The organism is Paenisporosarcina sp. P5_A11, assembly GCF_056400705.1.
Genome location: NZ_JBFUKT010000023.1, coordinates 1 through 17,831 on the forward strand (window position 1 = coordinate 1; position 17,831 = coordinate 17,831).

The window sequence follows — 17,831 nt, forward strand, 5'->3', positions numbered from 1 at the left end:
GGGGTTGGGGGTTGGTAAATTATGACTTTAATCGCGGGCGTAAAAGTTGGTAATTTTGGTTGTGTAATTGGGGACTTCCGTTTAACAGTTCGATGTTGCACAGAGAACACCGAATACCCATTATTTAATGGGTATTAAGCGAAAGAATAAGAGCACGCTCATCTGAGTGTGCTTTTTATGTTTTAAAAATCGCACCATATTACACCCCATTTTTTTATAAATAGAAAAAGCACCGCGCATCCTAAGAGATGATGCTTTTTTGAAGAAACCCTTGTTCCTAAAGGTTTCCTGCGGGTTTGGCACCCAATGATCCCGACTGGGCTCGAACAGCGACCTCCACCTTGTCAAGAAGGAAATATGTTAAGTAAAGCGGTACGTAAAGATTATTAACAGTGACCACTTTTTTGACCACTTTTTTTTGTTATTCTATATAAATATATGAACAGTAAAAATCTAAAACCCTTATTTCTCGGGGAGATTTATAGCGTATTTCTTCCTATTTATAGGATTGAGTGATGGACGGCATGATGTAATCAGAACTTCTCTTATCTGAGAAGCTTTGCAGTTCTTTAATAAATTGTAATCCAAAAGACTACTTCTCATGAAAATGGGAGGTAGTCTTTTTTAGTTCATATGATTTTCTGATTTTAATGATACTGACATGCATTTTCTACATCTTACTGCGATAGGTTAAGTATTAGGTGAAAACCGAACGTAGTGACAATAGTAATCTTTCTTTTTCTTACATTAAAAAACTGATATTGGAGGTTAAAGATGCAACTTTTTTACACAGTCCGTTCCGGGGATACGCTGTATCAGATTGCGAGGCGATGGGAGCTGCCGGTTGAGTCTCTAATAGCGGCAAACAATTTGGCAACACCTTTCACGATTTACGTAGGTCAGCAGCTTTCCATTCCTCCTGGTGTAGATGTCATCCGAGTAAAGTCAGGAGCTACAGTTTTTACAATTGCTCAATATTTCGGTGTCCCACAATCCGTTATTATCGATGCAAATAACCTTAATCCCCCATATATCATACAAGCTGGTCAACTATTGAAAGTTCCTCCAGGTATACCTTATTATGTTGTTCAACCCGGGGACACACTATTTCAAATAGCTAAACGATTTAATGTAACCACAAGTGGACTCAGTAATCCTGAGCTAATTCGGGAGGTGAACCAGCTTCCATCGAATATCATATTCCCAGGTTTGAAGTTAATTATTCCTTATGCTCCTCCCGGGGATCGAGGTTTAATTGCCTATACATCTAACGTAGGGGGAGTTTATGATATATGGTTATATAATCCCAGGAATGGTGAGAATGTACAATTAACAAACGGTTTAGGAGAATCCTTTTCGATTCCTTTTTGGTCACCGGACAGTAAAAGAATCGCCTTTGTAGGAAAAAATGAAATTCTTTATGTCATCCAAATAACTGAAGGCACAATTACACGTATTGACCAATTTAGTGAAGGATTAGGCGTCTATTTAGATTGGTCACCGGACAGTCAAAAACTGGTGTATGCAAAACAGAATGATATCACTTTGTACAATGTAAACACATATCAAGTCCAGAAAATAAACCAAGCGGGTGCAACTGATGTCCAGTGGTTTCCGAGTGGCATAGAATTACTTTTCCAAGCTGCCGATGCATCAGGGATGAGCCAGCTTTATAGTATTCAAACTGATGGAACTAATAAACAACAGATTACTCAAAACACTGGAAGTCGTTTTAATGATGTTCGTCTTTCCCCAAATGGATCCCACGTGCTCTATACAACTCCTGGTGCTAGCATCTCCATTATTTACACCTTAGAAATTTCCACTGGTAACCAATTTGAAGTGAAGGGTGGACCGCTTGCTAAAAACTATTTTCCGGTATGGTCTCCTGACTCATCGACAATTGCATACAGTGCCACTGCTTTTGAAGATGTTGGATATTTCAATCAGATAAGAACCACTGGAAAACGAGGAGAGAACGATGTGACTAGAGCGATTTCAAATTGCTTTGCCACTCCAGTTACATGGTCTCCAGATGGCAGGAAAGTTGCCTATCTTTCGGACTGTAACAATGGAATAGCTAGTGAGATTTGGATGGTGGACTTGTTTCATCCTGTTCCGATTCGATTAATAGAAGGAACACTCGTTACGTCTTTGCAATGGTCCCCTAATCCAATTGTTCCTATGAAAAAAACCTACTCCAGCACAGTCTAAAAGTCCAATTTCAATACCCTTCTGATTGGGTAAGAGTTTCRGACGAGAGATACGAAGGACCAGATGGCTTCTTTCAACTTTCAGCGATTTCCACTGCTGAACCAATTAACGAAATTTGCCACAACGAAGCGTTCCATCAACTATTACCATACGGTTCTGAACCTCGTATCGTTCATGAGCAAATCCAACAACAAGAAGCATGTTTTATTTTGCCTTCACAGGATCAACCCCCAGAAATGAGAGGTCAAGCCGCTCTAATCGTTAAATATCCAAAACCAATTCAAATTGGGGGAAGTAGCTATAATTACTTTATCTTGTGGGTAGACAAGGAACATCTCAAGGAAATAAGTTCTACTCTTGTTTTCTTGTAATGCCCATACATTTTAAGATTCGAGGGGGTCTGTGCCAGTTTATCGAACTGATGTAGACCTTCCTATTTTTTTCATTATATCTATAGGAGAGGAATGAATTCTATCAAGTGTTAGCTACTAAGTCTCAAGTCTTAGATGGAAACACTTCCCAGGTCTATTTGAATGAGTAACAAATAGTCTATACTTTAAGTGACGTGGAAATGATTGTGTGTACGGAAAGGGTAGGTCATATGGATGATTATTCAAAGAAAGTAGAACAAGAACTGCTAATTTGGAAGAAGAAAATGACAAAACAATCCGGTCTTATAAGTCGCGTATCTAAGTCCGCACAGACGAAAATAAATGGTCTACTTCCAGAAAAGTTTCATAATCTAATGACAGAAAGCATCAAAAACATGGTGAAAGCTACGCTGGTAGGCTCAAACATTACAACGAAAAAACGGACTTCTACAGAATTGAGTCTTTCTGAGCGAGACGAACTATTTAGAGAAAAGCTTTCTCTCTTCAGAAAAACGGCAACAATTGAAGGAGCGGGAACAGGAGCTGGAGGTATCCTTTTAGGAATTGCTGATTTTCCTTTGCTATTATCCATTAAAATGAAGTTTCTATTTGAAGCCGCTGCTGTATATGGATTCGATACAAACGATCCCGAAGAACGACGCTTTATTCTGCATATTTTTCTGTTGGCCTTTTCAAGTGAGGAAAAACGAAAAGAAACATTGTTTACTATAGAAAATTGGGAGCAACAAAAAGTGTTGATCGCTGATATGGACTGGCGGGAATTTCAACAGGAATACCGGGATTACATCGATTTAGTGAAAATGTTTCAAATGCTGCCTGGTATAGGAGCGGTGGTTGGTGCATTTGCTAATTATAATCTACTCGATCAACTCGGAGAAAGCGCGATGAATTCATACAGGTTACGTTTAATGCAAGATAAAGAAAAGGGAGCGGACACAAGATGATTTTGAAAAACAAACTTTTCATTTCATTAATCCTATTGATAGTGGTGGTAGGTGGCATGACATTCATGTTTAAAACAATGAATGTGATTGGCGAGAGCGACAATAAGACAGTTCAAGAAGATTCCTCATTTACAAACATTGAAATTACAACAAACAATGCGGAAGTGGTCATTGTACCAACCAAAAGCTCAGAAGCAACTGTTGAATATACAGGTGCTAATAAAAAGAAGAAATACATTTTTAATGTAGATGTAAAAGGAGATACACTTTCCGTTCAACTGAAGCAGAAACGTCGATTTTTCTTTTCGTTTGGATTTCATTCGGGAGACTTGAAACTGGCAGTAAGTGTGCCAGAAAAACAATATAAAAACCTCCAAGTAAAGAGTGACAATGGACGTATCAGTGTAGAAAATTTACAGTCCGAAAGAGTTTTGCTTGAGACGGACAATGGCCAGATACATGTAAAGAAAGTGGAAGCCAAAACGGTTAATGTTGAAACCGATAATGGCAAGGTTGTTTTGGAGCATGTCAAAGGGGAAATTAAAGGGATTACCGATAATGGGCAAATCTCATTAATAACAAAGAGTATTGACTGGCCAATTGATTTATCAACAGATAACGGCAGCATCGAGGTTAAAACTGAATCTGAACCAGAAAATGCAAGGATTGACGCCAAAACGGATAATGGAAAAGTGGCCATCTTTGGTGATAGAGACAAAGATGTGACGTACGGAAAAGGGAAATATCTGATAAAGCTAAGAACAGATAATGGCCCAATAACTGTAACGAAATAAGAAGGGTCATGGAATACCCAAGATTGCCGAGAACACGAAAATCCGCAGGGGTTTTCGTGTTTTTTGTGTCAAATATGTATTCTGTAACGTTTCCTTCAGGATATTCCATAAACTTCACTTGACTTATCATTGATAATGATTATCATTATTAAAGTAGATAAACAACAAGAAAGAAGGATTAACATGAAAAAAATCGCGACATTCGTATCATTCGTGCTACTTAGCACTTCATTAGTAGGCTGTTCAGAAAAAGAAGAAGCAACAACGACTCAAGCTATAACAGAAACGGTCGATTTACAAAAAGAAGTCGATACATATAAAGAATTTGCGATTGATCAAATGGATCAATTTGTAATAGAGACAGAAAAATTTGTAGAAGCAGTGAAAGCTGGAAATATAGAAGAAGCGAAAGCTATCTATCCGTTAGCTCGTATGTATTTTGAGCGTTCAGAACCAATCGCAGAAAGCTTTGGTGATTTAGATCCACGCATTGATGCACGTCTTGCAGACCTTGAAGAAGAAGGAAAAGGCAAGGAAGATTGGTCTGGATACCATAAAATTGAATACGGCCTTTGGGTGGAAAACACAACAGAAGGTTACGCAGAAACGGCTGACCAACTATTAGCAGATGCAAAAGAATTACGTGCTCGTGTTGAGACAGTGGAAGTAACTCCTGACTTAATGATGACTGGAGCAGTCGATTTGTTGAATGAAGTTTCTACTTCGAAAATCACTGGTGAGGAAGAAATTTATTCACACACAGATTTATATGATTTCAAAGCAAACATTGAAGGTGCGGAAGAGATTTTCCATATCCTAGAGTCGAAAATAAAAGCAAAAGATGAAACGCTTGCGACGAACCTGCAAGCTAAATTCGATGCAGTAAATGAACTATTGGTGAAATACGAAACTGGTGACAATGGTTTTGTTTCATATGAAGAGTTGACTTCGGAGGATACGAAATTGTTATCAGACGCTGTTAACCAGCTAGGCGAACCACTTAGTCAAATGGGCATAATAATGGAGTGAGTAAAATGACATCAAAAGATGAAAAGTGGTTGGAGAAGAAGATTTCAAGACGAGAAATGTTGAAAATTACAGGGGCAAGTGCAGCCGGAGTTGCTGTTCTTGCTTCAGGTATGGGTGGCGTGGCCAAAGCTATTGGCTTTGATGTTTTTGAGGATGACACAACAGCTACAAATAAGATCTCATTTTATGGAAAGCATCAGTCAGGTATTATGACGGATGCTCCTTCACATGTATACTTTGCATCGTTGAATGTGCTCGTCCAATCACAACAAGAGTTACAAGAATTGTTTAAAATGTGGACACCACTTGCTGTACGTTTGATGAACGGGGAGCAGTTCGAAGAACTTTCTAAAGGTGGATTTACACCACCTAAAGATACCGGAGAGTCCAAAGGATTGGATGCATCTAATCTAACGTTAACGTTCGGAGTAGGGCCATCTTTATTCGATAACAAGAAGTTAGGTCTCGGTTCGAAACGACCTGCTGAGCTGAAAGCGTTACCACATTTCCCTAAAGATCAAATTGATGAAAAATACGCAGGTGGAGATATATGTATTCAGGCCTGTGCTGATGACCCACAAGTCGCTTTTCATGCAGTTCGAAATTTAGTCCGTGCAGCATCAGGGAAAGTATCTTTGAAATGGACGCAAACCGGATTCACTTCGACACCAAAGCATAAAAACAAAAAAGAAACGCCACGAAACTTATTTGCATTTAAAGACGGTACAGTCAACCCAAGCCCCAAAAGTGCTTCTGACATGAAGGAAGTTGTGTGGGTTCAGCCGAATGAATCGAAAAGTTGGATGTCAAATGGAACCTATTTAGTCGTACGGAAAATCCAAATGCATTTAGAGACATGGGATCGAACCTCTCTTCAAGGACAAGAAGCAACTTTTGGCAGACATCGCGATAGTGGTGCACCACTCGGGAGCAAGAAGGAATTTGATGAAGTGGATTTAAATGCAAAAGATGAAAAAGGAAATCCTCACATTCCCGCTAATTCACATATGGCGCTCGCACGAAAAGTGAAGGATCGAATTATGAGAAGAGGATTCTCCTATTCAAGTGGCTTGATTGATGAAACAGGTGCGTATGACGCGGGCTTGTTATTTATTTCATTCCAAAAACATCCTAAACAGTTTATTAACATTCAAAGCGCATTGGGACGTGCTGATAAGCTAAACGAATATATTACCCATCGAGGTAGCGGCGTCTTCGCTTGCTTCCCAGGTATACAAAAAGGGAGCTATATCGGTGAGCAACTTTTTAACATACTTTAAGATACTTAGTCTCGTGACTATGTTGCTCGTTGTTCCTTCTCAAAACAACGTCTCTGCTGCACAGTCTTTTGGAACTTTATATATTGCGATTACAGATGCCATTATGAGCACAAAAAATGACGATGATGCAAAAGCTGCTGAAGCAATCGAGGCTTTCCAAACTGCATGGGAGCAATTGAACGTAACCAAGGGGAAAGAAGTAACTAATGTGAATCTTACATTAGAACAAGCGTCAAGTGCTACAACTGACGAGCAACGTTTAGAGGCTCTAACAAAATTGTCAAAAGCGCTTACTGCCTATGAGAAATCAGAAAATCCTGTTGACGAAGAAACAAATCGAGCAGAATTTATGACTGCAATTGAGCCTTCACTAATCGATTTAACAACTGCGATTGAATCTGGTAATAAAGATAACATTGAAGATGCCTATTCAATATTTCTAAAGAACTGGACGAAAAATGAGCGAGTTGTTCGAGAACAGAATATGGCTGCTTATGGACAAATTGAAACGCAAATGTCATTCATGCGCATTTCATTAGCTGGCGACGAGTTAGAACTCAAGGTTTTAAATGAGCAAACTGAGTCTCTGAATAAAACAATTCGAAACTTTGTCGCAGGGAAAGTGGAGAATAAGGAAGTATCGGGAAATTACTCGCTAACGACGTTGACTGATTTATTAGATGATAGTAAAGCATCTATTGGTAATGAGAAATATGATGAAGCAGCGGATACCTTGAAAGAGTTCATCACGATTTGGCCAGCTGTGGAAGGGGAAGTCCGTACAAAAAATGCAAGCTTGTATACCGATATTGAGTCTGGAATTCCACTGCTAGTTAGTGATTTGTCACGTGATGAAGTGGATGCATCGGTGATCTCCAAGGAAATTGATTCCTTCAAACAGCAAATAAACTTCATTCAACAAGACACGACGTATAGTTTTTGGGATTCAGCTCTGATTTTGTTGCGAGAAGGATTAGAAGCATTACTAATCATCTCAGCACTCATCGCTTTCTTGAAAAAAGCTGGTCAGCAACATATGCAGCGATATATTTATGTTGGGGCGGCATCTGGAATTGGTGTCAGTGTTGTAGCGGCTATTTTAATGTCAACGCTATTTCAATCTGGAACAATTGGAACTAGTCGAGAAGTGATAGAGGGATATGTTGGAATTGCTGCAGCAGCTATGATGCTTGGCGTAGGAACCTGGCTACATAGCAAGTCGACAGTGGCTTCTTGGAACCGATATATTTCGAAACAAATGAATCATGCATTGTCGATGCAAAGTGTATGGGCGATGACGTTTTTAAGTTTCCTAACTGTATTCAGAGAAGGAGCAGAAACGATTGTTTTTTATGTCGGGATTGCACCGAAAATGTCTTTCTTCGAATTTGGTTTAGGTATTGCTATAGCACTAGCTATTTTAGTAATTGTTGCATTGGTGTTTACTAAGACTAGTAAGAAAATCCCGTTACACTTGTTCTTCGCAGTTGCAACGGGACTAATTTATATACTAGCTTTTAAAATCATTGGTGCGAGTTTGCACACTTTGCAATTGACTAATATTATTCCAACTCATATTGTATATGATTTACCGGTGATCAGTTTGATTGGTTTTTATCCTTCTATAGAAACGATGATAGGGCAAGTTGTTTTGTTAGTAATAATTATTGGAACTGTTATGTATAAAAAATTCTCAGGATCTTTTAAAGAAGCTGAGATTTGATTAGAGTGATATGAAAAGAGTCAAACCTTGGAAGCACATAAGGTTTGACTCTTTTTATTCTAGGGTAAAAAGTAGATGTTCTTTGGAAAAAGATTGATGAATGAATATAGGATTGATTGAAATACTATGAGAAATCGCTTATGGTGACTGTATATACTTTTAAAAAAGACTTGAAAGGGGAATGTGAAATGGAAAAAGTAGAAGTGGGTAATATATTTGTATTGTTGGATGAGAATGGCGAGGAACAAGAAATTGAGGTTCTGGGGACATTAACTATCGATGAAGTTGAATACGCTGCAGTAGGATTTGCAGAAGAAACTCAAGATGAATCGAAAGATGATATCGATGTTTTCTTTTTAAGAGTGGAAGACGGCGAGGAATTATCCATGATCGAAACTGATGAAGAATTTGATAAGATTTCTGCGGCGTTTAAAGAAGCTCAAGAAGCTCAAGAGCATGAAGAAGAGTAAATAGACGATAGGTAAAAGAATAAGAACTTCATCAAGAATTTTGTTTCCTTTTTAACAAAATGACCATCAATTTGATGGTCATTTTTATTTGATCTAGATGGATCTCCATCCTATTACTTGCATTCATCAATGAAGTTTTGTATTGATTTAAGTCCTCTTCTTACCCGTGTAAACAGCAAATGTCATCCCAACTAACACAATAATAATGGCTAAAGCAATAATTCCTCAATTATCACTAAAATCCCATATTTCTAAGCATTTTCAACGTTGTTTAGAATAGAATTCACCATATGAAGGGGTGAATTTTCGAATCCAGATAGGATTTGCATGGCGTGAATCTTAGGAAATAGTTCTTTCTGAATTTCTTTTGCATTCATTCCTTTCTGGTGAAGTTTCTTTACTTGTCCTTGAATATCTTCTAGGTATTGAAGCTTTGATGCTAAGTGTTCTTTCCCGTTAACTAAAACACCTGCATGTGAACAGTATAAAGTAGAAAAATCATAGTCAAAGACTTTTCGAATTGATTTCACCATTACTGGAACAGATTCAAAAGAAAACATACTTTTGGGCCGAGAGACTACAAATAAGTCACCTCCGAACAACCATCCTTTTTCTTTGTTGAAGAGAACGATATGATCATGTGCATGTCCTGGAGTATGTATCACTTCAAAATTATGATTTTCAGTTTCGATAATTTGTGGAATAGGTTCTGGCTGAAACGGTGTATTATTCCCCCAAAAAACTCTGCGATAAAAGGGGATATTTGATGGTTGTTGGCAATCCGAAACTCCTGTTTCATGAATATAAATGGGTTTGTTCAGGTGATCAGCTATCCATGAGCTCATGCCAGTATGGTCTTCATGATGATGTGTAAGTACAATTTGTGAAATGGGTAGGCTTTGAAAAATCGGAATCAGGTTTTTTTTTGCACGACTAGGTCCCGTGTCAATAAGTAACCCATCCACGAAGTATAGGTGAACATTTATGTTTATCCCCGAAAATGAAACTGTTACCTTTACGCAATGGATATCTTCATGTTGAAACTCTTGTATCATGATTATCACAACCTTCTTGCTCTATTCGTTCTCCTATAGATTACCATCATTCGCAAGTGATATAATCTGTATTTTTAAAATATAACATGGATTGAGCCGAAACATATGAGTGTTCCATTATTAGGGTATGCAAAGTGTATACTCAAAATAATTATGGAAGGAAGTGAATCGAGCATGATGTGTTCTTAAAAATTGGTCTGCTTGTTGTAGGTGTTGTTGTAATAGGAAAAGTGCTGTTCAAAAAAGTTCATCACTTGATTACCCGTTTTCGTTTTTCTTATGCCATTAGAAAGTATACGTTTTTAAAGCAAAACTTCGAACTTGGAGATTGGTTTTCATCCATTCAACTTGGGTTTCCATCCATTCACTATAGGTTTCCATCCATTCGCGTCACTTATTCATCCATTCGCTTGGAGAAGGACACCATTCCTCCTGAGAAAGACACTCCAATAGCTAGAGTCGAAGGTTCCTCTAGAAGAAGCTGCTCGTTTATCTTATGCCTTCGTAGGTAGAATGATTTTCCGTACATGTCTCTATGTATCACACCTAATAAATTTCGTTATCTTGCTTTTATATATCTATAATCTATCTACAGCTTATGCGAAGCGGTTATACTTATTGTTGAGATGAGGTGATTCCATGATAAGTGAAGATCAACCATTTACCAAAATATCAGACGAACAATGGCAAGCAATTACGCATAATGACTCGTCATACGATACCTTCTTTATTTATGCAGTTAAATCTACGGGCATCTTTTGTAGACCTTCTTGTAAATCGAGACAGCCTAATAAAGTGAATGTATTAATTTTTAAGAATGCCGAGCAAGCATTATCACAGGGATTCAGGCCATGTAAACGATGCAAACCTGAGGGATTACATCTTCCTGATCTAGACTGGGTTGTGCAAATTGCTGACTATATAGATAACCATTATTCACAACCATTGACGCTCGAAGAACTTGCGGATATGTGTCATGGAAGTCCCTATCATTTACAACGTACATTTAAGCGAATAAAGAACATGACACCTGTTGAATATATCCAGATGGTGAGAATTGCACATGCGAAAGTCCAATTGAATACGTCTGATAAATCTATTGGTGAAGTAGGTATACTAGTAGGACTGCCGAATACTCCTTACTTCATTACACTTTTTAAGAAAAAAACAGGTTATACACCCTTACAATACAGAAAAGAATATACAAATAAATCACTCGTGGAGGTATCAGACGATGGAACAAAGTAACGATAGTTTCATTTATTGGACACAACTTATACATGAGCAATGGAATATGTATATCGCTGCTACAGCTCAAGGCCTTTGTTATGTAGGATCGCAAAATAAGGGAATGGAAGAACTTCAAAACTGGGCGACAAAGCGTCTTCCGAGTCACGAATTGATTGAAAACGCTATGAAAGTGCAATCTTGTACGAATGGGATAATCGATTATCTGACGGGTAAAAGTAAGAATTTTTCTGAACCGGTCGACCTCCATGGTACACCATTCCAAAAGGACGTATGGAAAGCATTACAAGAAATACCTTACGGACACACCGTATCGTACACAGATATCGCAGTACGTTTACAAAAACCTGGATCCGTCCGTGCTGTTGGTACTGCAATCGGAGCAAATCCGGTTTTAATTACAGTACCCTGTCATCGTGTCCTTGCGAAGAGTGGTGCATTGGCGGGCTATCGTGGGGGATTAGAGATGAAAGAACAACTCCTAGCTTTGGAAATCGGTAATTTTAACAAATAGGGTGAAATCAATATTTTTAACATAAAAAAACCAGCCTAAATGGGCTGGTTAATCAATTCAAATGGTATCAATATACTTTTTATATACATATGGGGAAGTCATTAATGATAGAAGGGCACCGTAGTTTAGGTTGAATGTAACTTCATCCCCAACTTTTAAATTATTTTCTTTTGCATCAATTACTGTGTGGTCGCTACTCGAACCAATAATCTCAATATCCAATGTTGGCTGTAGACCTGCTACTAGGACATCTTGATTTCCTACTCCAAGAATAGCTCGAGTCATTTGTCCACGATCTTCAAAATGAGGAAAAATGCCGAAAGCATTTTGACCTATTTCACCATAAGGTACAGATGGTTTTACTTTTAATTCAATTACTTCAGTAACAAAAGTGAAGGCATCCGTATATAATTCCGGAATTGCTACACGCTTTAAGGTTTCACGTCCTAAATAAATGGATTCCCCCAACCGTAAGTTGTTCACTCGTCCAACATCATTCGTGGTCATAAACCAATTATAATTGGCAGAGTTTCCTCCAGATATATAACAAAGAGCAAGAGAAAACTTCGTTTCAATTTCGCTTGCCAGTATAGATAAATCCTTCATTTTTTGTTCGTTTGGCTTAACTCCCCCAAAACATGCAAAGTTTACACCAATGCCCACAATATTTATTCCACCAAGGTTTAAAACTTTTTGAATAAAAGCATCAAGGTTTTCAGGAAGTATGCCTTCTCTTAAATCGCCCATTTCAATCATCAGAATAACTTTATGCACAGTGTTCTTTCTTAAAGCGACTTCAGATAATTTTCGAATGACAGCAAGCTCGGTATTAATACTAATATCCGCATGTGTAATAACTGCTTCTACTTCACTTAAAGCAGGGGATCTTAATAAAACAAAGTTCGCTTTAATCCCTGCATCTCGCATTTTCTGTAGGTTTAACAATTTGGAATCTGCGAGCATTTGAATACCGTGATCTAGTAAAACCGTTGCAATTTGAGGTGCACCGCAAACAGTTTTGGTCACGCCCATAAGACTAATGTGTTTTGAACCATATAGTTCGACTAACTTTGCCGTATTATGGGCGATTTTTGCCAGATTGATTTCAATCCTTGGTGTTACTAGATGAATCAATTGGCAACTACTATTTTCTCTTTACTTTTCAAGGCTGGGTAAGCTTCAAAAATACTATCAATCAACTTGTCGCACCCAAATTTAAGTGCATCTGTCGTTGGAAGTTGAAGATCTTTTTCATATTCTGAAATGGTTTTAACAAGTTCTGCATCCGTCATGTTTTCATGATTGATTGTAATCGCAATCACTTTAGATTTCGAGAAGTTTTCAATGAGTTCAATTTCACTTTGTACGGTAGGCATTTTCATATAACTAAAATCACCTAAATGTTCGCGTTTAGGAGCATGTTGAATAATCACTGCACTAGGCCTTGACCCTCTTATGATTCCACAAGAACTTATATACGCAGGATGACTTAAAGCTCCTTGACCTTCAACGATAATGATATCGGGATTGTCATTTTCATAAGCCTTCATGACTTGGTTTTCAATTTCACCCGTCATAAACTGAGATGGAATAGCATCAATGGCAACGCCATATTTGGCACCTTGAATTAACCCTGTTTGTCCAGTTGCGATAAAAGCGACATTTAATCCGCGTTCAAGTAAAGCGTCTTCGAGTAGAACTGCCGTTGTTCTCTTACCTATGGCACCATCCGTGCCAAGTACGGCTATCACGGGTGTAGTGATGTTTAATATACGTCCAGAAAAAAGATGCATATCCTTTTTCAGAGCAGGCTTTCTCACATCATGAATTGTGACATTATTCTTTAATGCATGCTGTACAAATTCTGTGTCATTCGTAAAGAATTCATGAAGAGGGTTCACGATATTCATCCCATGCTCCATTGCTTTAAAAAGAAGTCTTCTTTCATCTTCTTTCAAGAAAGCCTCAGAAGGTGCTATTCCATAGATGAATTGATTCGGAACAAACTTTAGTTTTTCCAGCGCTTGATCAAGGTCTTTGAAGATAGGGATGCCGTTTTTCTCTCCCACTAAATGCTCACCCGCGTCTAGTCCAACTTTCGTGCTATCTATAACTCCGAGAATTTCAAATTTCCGTGAACTTCTAACCAGTCCATTAGCTGTCTTTCCATCCATCGTTCCAAAATTACTTTCACAATATACGATTGCCGTTTCTTTTATCATGTGTTTTCCTCCCAAAATCTATTTAAACTACCGTATCTTTGAGTAAAAGAGATTTTACATTTTGGTCAAGGAAAAAAACTTGTCCCATATAGAAAACAACTATAAGTCTAGCAAATGTAAATTATTTTCAGAATATCCAAAAAATTATTACGTATTACAAGTATAACATAGTTACCATATAAGACTTCATGCAGAGGGATTGGTATGAAAATGAGAGTTAATAAAAAGATACATTCAATTAATCTATTATCTGACTTCCTTGATTATGCATGTAAATGAAAGGTCTCTTGAATTTTGAAGCATATGCTCTAGACTTTATACGAAAAATTATATAAAGTGTCCGTACATACTAAAAAATGAGAGTAAGTTGAGGAGTTATTACATATGAAGTTAGTTTCGTGGAATGTGAATGGCATAAGAGCGTGTGTACAAAAAGGCTTTTTAGATTATTTTCAACAAGTGGATGCAGATATTTTTTGCTTGCAAGAGACAAAGTTACAAGCGGGTCAAATAGAGTTGCTTTTAGAAGGTTACGAACAGTATTGGAATTACGCGGAAAAGAAAGGCTACTCAGGAACAGCAGTTTTTACAAAACAAAAACCGATTTCCATAAAGTATGGAGTAGGGGATGCGAATGAAGAGGTGGAGGGGAGAATTCTGACACTAGAATTCGAACAATTCTATTTAGTCAATGTCTATGCCCCAAACGCGAAACGAGATTTAACTAGACTTCCATATCGATTGGAATGGGAAGATGAATTACGTAACTATTTGAAAAAACTAGATGAAGTAAAGCCCGTTATTATGTGTGGTGATTTAAATGTGGCTCATGAAGAAATTGATTTGAAAAATGCAAAGTCTAATAAGGGTAACTCTGGATTTACAGCAGAGGAGCGGGGCAAGATGACCGCATTACTTGATGAAGGATTTATTGATACGTTTCGCTATTTTTATCCGCAGCAAGAGGGCGCATATACATGGTGGTCCTACATGAGTAAGGTCAGAGAACGTAATATCGGATGGAGAATCGACTATTTCATCGCATCTAATCAGTTAGAAAAATTGTTGAAAGATGCTTATATACATCCACAAATACTTGGAAGTGACCATTGCCCAATCATTTTAGAACTAGAAGCTAATTAATAAATATCTTTGATTTAGTTATTTAAAAGATTAATTCTCATTTTTAGCATACAGTCTAGTGAAAACGACAGAAAAGTACAAAAATTGGAATAAGCCCATTGTTAATTTACAGTGGGCTTATTTTCGTTTGGAAAATAGTCGGACATATCATTTTTGTTAGTGAAGTAGTTATGTTAAACTGGAAGTAAGGAAGTAAGGAAGTAAGGAATAATCGGATGGGAGGAAATGAAAATTGGAATTAGCCAAGTTGACCTCAAAAGGACAAATTACCATTCCGAAACATATACGTCAGGTTTTAGATGTGCAAGAAGGAGATCGGATAGCATTTATCGAAGAAGATGGTCTAGTCATTATGACAAAAGCAAATTTACAACAGCTGCATGATTTACAAAATATTTTAAGCGACGACAAATTTAAATCAATAATCCATAATGCAAAATTGCATTCGGAAATTAAGGAATAAGAGGGGGAGAAGAGATGAATATTCGTGAAAGAGACCTTCCAGGTATCGGACGAAAATTTGAAACGATTACGAACAATAAGGACAAGGTGGTAATTATTATTCATGATGATGGACGTCGCGAAATGTATCATTATGATGACGATGATTACGAGGAAAGTATTTCAAATGTGACCTTTAATGATTCAGAAGCAAGACAAATTGCAGGTATTCTAGGTGGAATGGTCTATAAACCGAAAGAACTTGAAACAATTGAGCTGGCATTTGATGACCTTATGATTGAATGGTATAAAGTTGAATCGGGTGCATCCATTTTAGGAAAATCAATTGGGGAAATAGATATCCGTAGCAATTACAGCATAAATGTCATTGCAATTATGAAAAAAAATAAGGAAAAACTATTAAATCCTGGCCCAGAGGCGTTCCTTGAAGCAGGGGATATGGTGATTATCTCTGGTGAACGAAAAAATGTGAAAAAAGCCATTAAAGATCTTTTTTCAACTGGAGGTGGGTAATGAATGGATCACTTGATATTTGAGGTTGGTACTGCACTAATTCTTGTTGCGCTTGCAGCAATACTAGCAAATAAACTGAACTTTTCTATCATTCCCCTTCTAATAATATTGGGAATGGTAGTTGGTCCCCACGCACCGACAATCGGAATAATTGATTTGAAATTTATCGAAAGTACTCCTTTTATTGAATTTTTAGGTCGCATCGGAGTTTTATTTCTTTTGTTTTACTTGGGTCTTGAATTTTCAATCGGTAAGCTGATTCGATCTGGTAAATCCATTGTCACCGGAGGCTCCATTTACATTTTAATTAACTTCACCCTCGGACTCCTCTTTGCATTTATTATGGGATTTCCACTAAAAGAAATTTTGATTATCGCTGGAATTATTACCATTTCCTCTAGTGCCATCGTGGCAAAAGTATTAGTTGACCTGCGAAGAACAGGTAATGCTGAAACCGAGTTGATTCTAGGTATTATTATGTTTGAAGACATCTTTTTAGCGGTCTACTTATCGGTAATATCAGGATTGATTTTAGGAGATTCAACATCACTTATTGGATCAGTTACCTCAGTATTAATTGCATTTGGCTATATGCTTCTCTTCTTTATCATCGCTAGAAAGGCAACGCCGTTCTTAAATAAAATACTCAATATCGCCTCTAATGAAATTTTCATCATTGTTATTTTTGCATCATTATTTTTTATAGCTGGTTTTTCAGAAACCATTCATGTAGCCGAAGCAATAGGTGCTTTATTATTAGGACTGGTTTTCTCAGAGACGAATCAGGGTGAAAGAATCGAACATTTAGTTGTCCCATTTAGAGATTTTTTCGGTGCAATCTTCTTCTTTAGTTTCGGATTAAGTATTGACCCACTTGCCCTAGGAGGCGCAGTCTGGCTTGCATTAGGTGCAGTAGCAATCACGATAATCGGGAATTTTGTTGCAGGTATGATTGCTGGACGAAAAGCAGGTTTGTCACATAAAGCTTCTTCAAATATAGGATTAACAATTGTATCCCGTGGTGAATTTTCCATTATTATGGCCAATTTAGGAATGGCCGGCGGACTAATGACAATCCTTCAACCATTTTCGGCTCTCTATGTACTAATACTTGCGATTTTAGGACCAATACTAACTAAAGAGTCAGGGAAAATTTATAAGCAGCTCAATAAAGTATTTAAATGGAAAATCCCGGAAAAAGTTGAAAGCTTAAAATAAATAAAAAGAACCTGCCACCAAAAGGGAGCAGACGTCCTAAACTATTAATAAATGCATACGCGTATTCTACTCAAATATAAATGTTTACTCAATCCGAGTTATGACAATTTTATTCGTGTATAAAGTGGAACCGATATAGCCAGCTAAGTAGGCAATAAGCAAAACGAAGATCGATGCAAAATCTACTGTGAAATTCATACTATATAATTCACTGAGGGCAATGAAAAGAGCGCCACAGACACCACCTATGTGGCGAGAGGAATTAATGGAATAGCGAATGGCAACTAGACCGCCAATAATTGCGATAATGAAGAAATTGATTTTTATTAATAAATCAAAAGACATTGTAGGAAGTAACTTCACTTCAATAAAAAGTAAGAACTGCAGAATGATAAATTGAGCAAGTAATGAGATTAATATTACAGGTAGCCATTTAAATCTTTTTCCTTTCAATGTGAACCCTCCTTGTTAGCGGATTATATGCTTAGAGAGTGGGCAATAGAATAACGAATAGTCTTATACAATGGATGTATGTCGCCCCAGGTTGACGGAGTGTCGCTCCAGGTTGTACAAAATGTCTAGCCAGCCTGTCTTTCACTTATTATTAGAA

17 protein-coding genes are annotated in these 17,831 nt (G+C 37.5%); 13 read left to right on the forward strand and 4 right to left on the reverse strand.

The features are described 5' to 3' along the window. Positions 1–774 precede the first annotated feature (774 nt). From AC1DOS_RS06190 to AC1DOS_RS06220, 7 genes are all read left to right on the forward strand, one after another. Positions 775–2,214: a LysM peptidoglycan-binding domain-containing protein gene (locus tag AC1DOS_RS06190; RefSeq protein ID WP_477536792.1), complete on the forward strand. Its 1,440-nt coding sequence runs from the start codon at positions 775–777 to the stop codon at positions 2,212–2,214. Positions 2,215–2,815: 601 nt separating this feature from the next. Next, positions 2,816–3,550, forward strand: a complete 735-nt coding sequence (locus tag AC1DOS_RS06195; protein WP_477536793.1) for an EcsC family protein — start codon at positions 2,816–2,818, stop codon at positions 3,548–3,550. 65 nt (positions 3,551–3,615) lie between these two features. After that, on the forward strand, positions 3,616–4,344 hold the full coding sequence (locus AC1DOS_RS06200) for a DUF4097 family beta strand repeat-containing protein (protein WP_477536794.1): 729 nt from the start codon (positions 3,616–3,618) through the stop codon (positions 4,342–4,344). Positions 4,345–4,527: 183 nt separating this feature from the next. Next, positions 4,528–5,373 carry an iron uptake system protein EfeO gene (gene efeO, locus AC1DOS_RS06205; protein ID WP_108587734.1) on the forward strand — a complete coding sequence of 282 codons (846 nt, stop codon included), beginning with the start codon at positions 4,528–4,530 and terminating at the stop codon, positions 5,371–5,373. 5 nt (positions 5,374–5,378) lie between these two features. Then, the gene (efeB, locus tag AC1DOS_RS06210) at positions 5,379–6,653 is read left to right on the forward strand and encodes an iron uptake transporter deferrochelatase/peroxidase subunit (RefSeq protein WP_477536795.1); all 1,275 of its coding nucleotides are present in this window, start codon (positions 5,379–5,381) and stop codon (positions 6,651–6,653) included. Then, positions 6,628–8,376, forward strand: a complete 1,749-nt coding sequence (locus tag AC1DOS_RS06215; protein WP_477536796.1) for an FTR1 family iron permease — start codon at positions 6,628–6,630, stop codon at positions 8,374–8,376. The genes efeB and AC1DOS_RS06215 overlap by 26 nt, the downstream gene beginning before the upstream one ends. Positions 8,377–8,564: 188 nt before the next feature. Next, positions 8,565–8,846: a DUF1292 domain-containing protein gene (locus tag AC1DOS_RS06220; protein WP_477536797.1), complete on the forward strand. Its 282-nt coding sequence runs from the start codon at positions 8,565–8,567 to the stop codon at positions 8,844–8,846. A 251-nt stretch (positions 8,847–9,097) separates the two neighbouring features. On the opposite strand, the gene AC1DOS_RS06225 is transcribed toward AC1DOS_RS06220, so the two are convergent. Beyond that, positions 9,098–9,901, reverse strand: a complete 804-nt coding sequence (locus AC1DOS_RS06225) for an MBL fold metallo-hydrolase (RefSeq protein ID WP_108587738.1) — start codon at positions 9,899–9,901, stop codon at positions 9,098–9,100. Between the two features lie 639 nt (positions 9,902–10,540). Here AC1DOS_RS06225 and AC1DOS_RS06230 point away from each other — a divergent pair. Continuing rightward, the gene (locus AC1DOS_RS06230; protein ID WP_477536798.1) at positions 10,541–11,149 is read left to right on the forward strand and encodes a bifunctional transcriptional activator/DNA repair enzyme AdaA; all 609 of its coding nucleotides are present in this window, start codon (positions 10,541–10,543) and stop codon (positions 11,147–11,149) included. Then, positions 11,136–11,663, forward strand: coding sequence for a methylated-DNA--[protein]-cysteine S-methyltransferase (locus tag AC1DOS_RS06235; RefSeq protein WP_477536799.1), 528 nt, complete (start codon positions 11,136–11,138; stop codon positions 11,661–11,663). The genes AC1DOS_RS06230 and AC1DOS_RS06235 overlap by 14 nt, the downstream gene beginning before the upstream one ends. A gap of 57 nt (positions 11,664–11,720) precedes the next feature. Here AC1DOS_RS06235 and AC1DOS_RS06240 read toward each other — a convergent pair whose 3' ends face one another. Both AC1DOS_RS06240 and AC1DOS_RS06245 read right to left on the reverse strand, forming a co-directional pair. Continuing rightward, complete coding sequence (locus AC1DOS_RS06240) at positions 11,721–12,797, reverse strand: alanine/ornithine racemase family PLP-dependent enzyme (RefSeq protein ID WP_477536800.1); 1,077 nt, start codon at positions 12,795–12,797, stop codon at positions 11,721–11,723. Continuing rightward, on the reverse strand, positions 12,794–13,882 hold the full coding sequence (locus tag AC1DOS_RS06245) for an N-acetyltransferase DgcN family protein (protein ID WP_477536808.1): 1,089 nt from the start codon (positions 13,880–13,882) through the stop codon (positions 12,794–12,796). The genes AC1DOS_RS06240 and AC1DOS_RS06245 overlap by 4 nt, the downstream gene beginning before the upstream one ends. 387 nt (positions 13,883–14,269) lie before the next feature. Between AC1DOS_RS06245 and AC1DOS_RS06250 the strand changes: the two genes are divergently transcribed. The 4 genes from AC1DOS_RS06250 to AC1DOS_RS06265 all read left to right on the forward strand — a co-directional run bounded on the left by AC1DOS_RS06250 (position 14,270) and on the right by AC1DOS_RS06265 (position 17,221). Continuing rightward, entirely contained in the window at positions 14,270–15,028 is a 759-nt protein-coding gene (locus AC1DOS_RS06250; RefSeq protein ID WP_477536801.1) for an exodeoxyribonuclease III, read from the forward strand. 232 nt (positions 15,029–15,260) lie between these two features. Further along, positions 15,261–15,491, forward strand: a complete 231-nt coding sequence (locus AC1DOS_RS06255) for an AbrB/MazE/SpoVT family DNA-binding domain-containing protein (RefSeq protein ID WP_108587742.1) — start codon at positions 15,261–15,263, stop codon at positions 15,489–15,491. Between the two features lie 14 nt (positions 15,492–15,505). Further along, on the forward strand, positions 15,506–16,003 hold the full coding sequence (locus AC1DOS_RS06260) for a cation:proton antiporter regulatory subunit (protein ID WP_108587743.1): 498 nt from the start codon (positions 15,506–15,508) through the stop codon (positions 16,001–16,003). Between the two features lie 3 nt (positions 16,004–16,006). Continuing rightward, a complete protein-coding gene (locus tag AC1DOS_RS06265; RefSeq protein ID WP_477536802.1) occupies positions 16,007–17,221 on the forward strand; it encodes a cation:proton antiporter in 1,215 nt (404 codons plus the stop codon). Positions 17,222–17,305: 84 nt separating this feature from the next. On the opposite strand, the gene AC1DOS_RS06270 is transcribed toward AC1DOS_RS06265, so the two are convergent. Next, positions 17,306–17,674: a hypothetical protein gene (locus tag AC1DOS_RS06270; protein WP_108587745.1), complete on the reverse strand. Its 369-nt coding sequence runs from the start codon at positions 17,672–17,674 to the stop codon at positions 17,306–17,308. Positions 17,675–17,831: the final 157 nt, after the last annotated feature.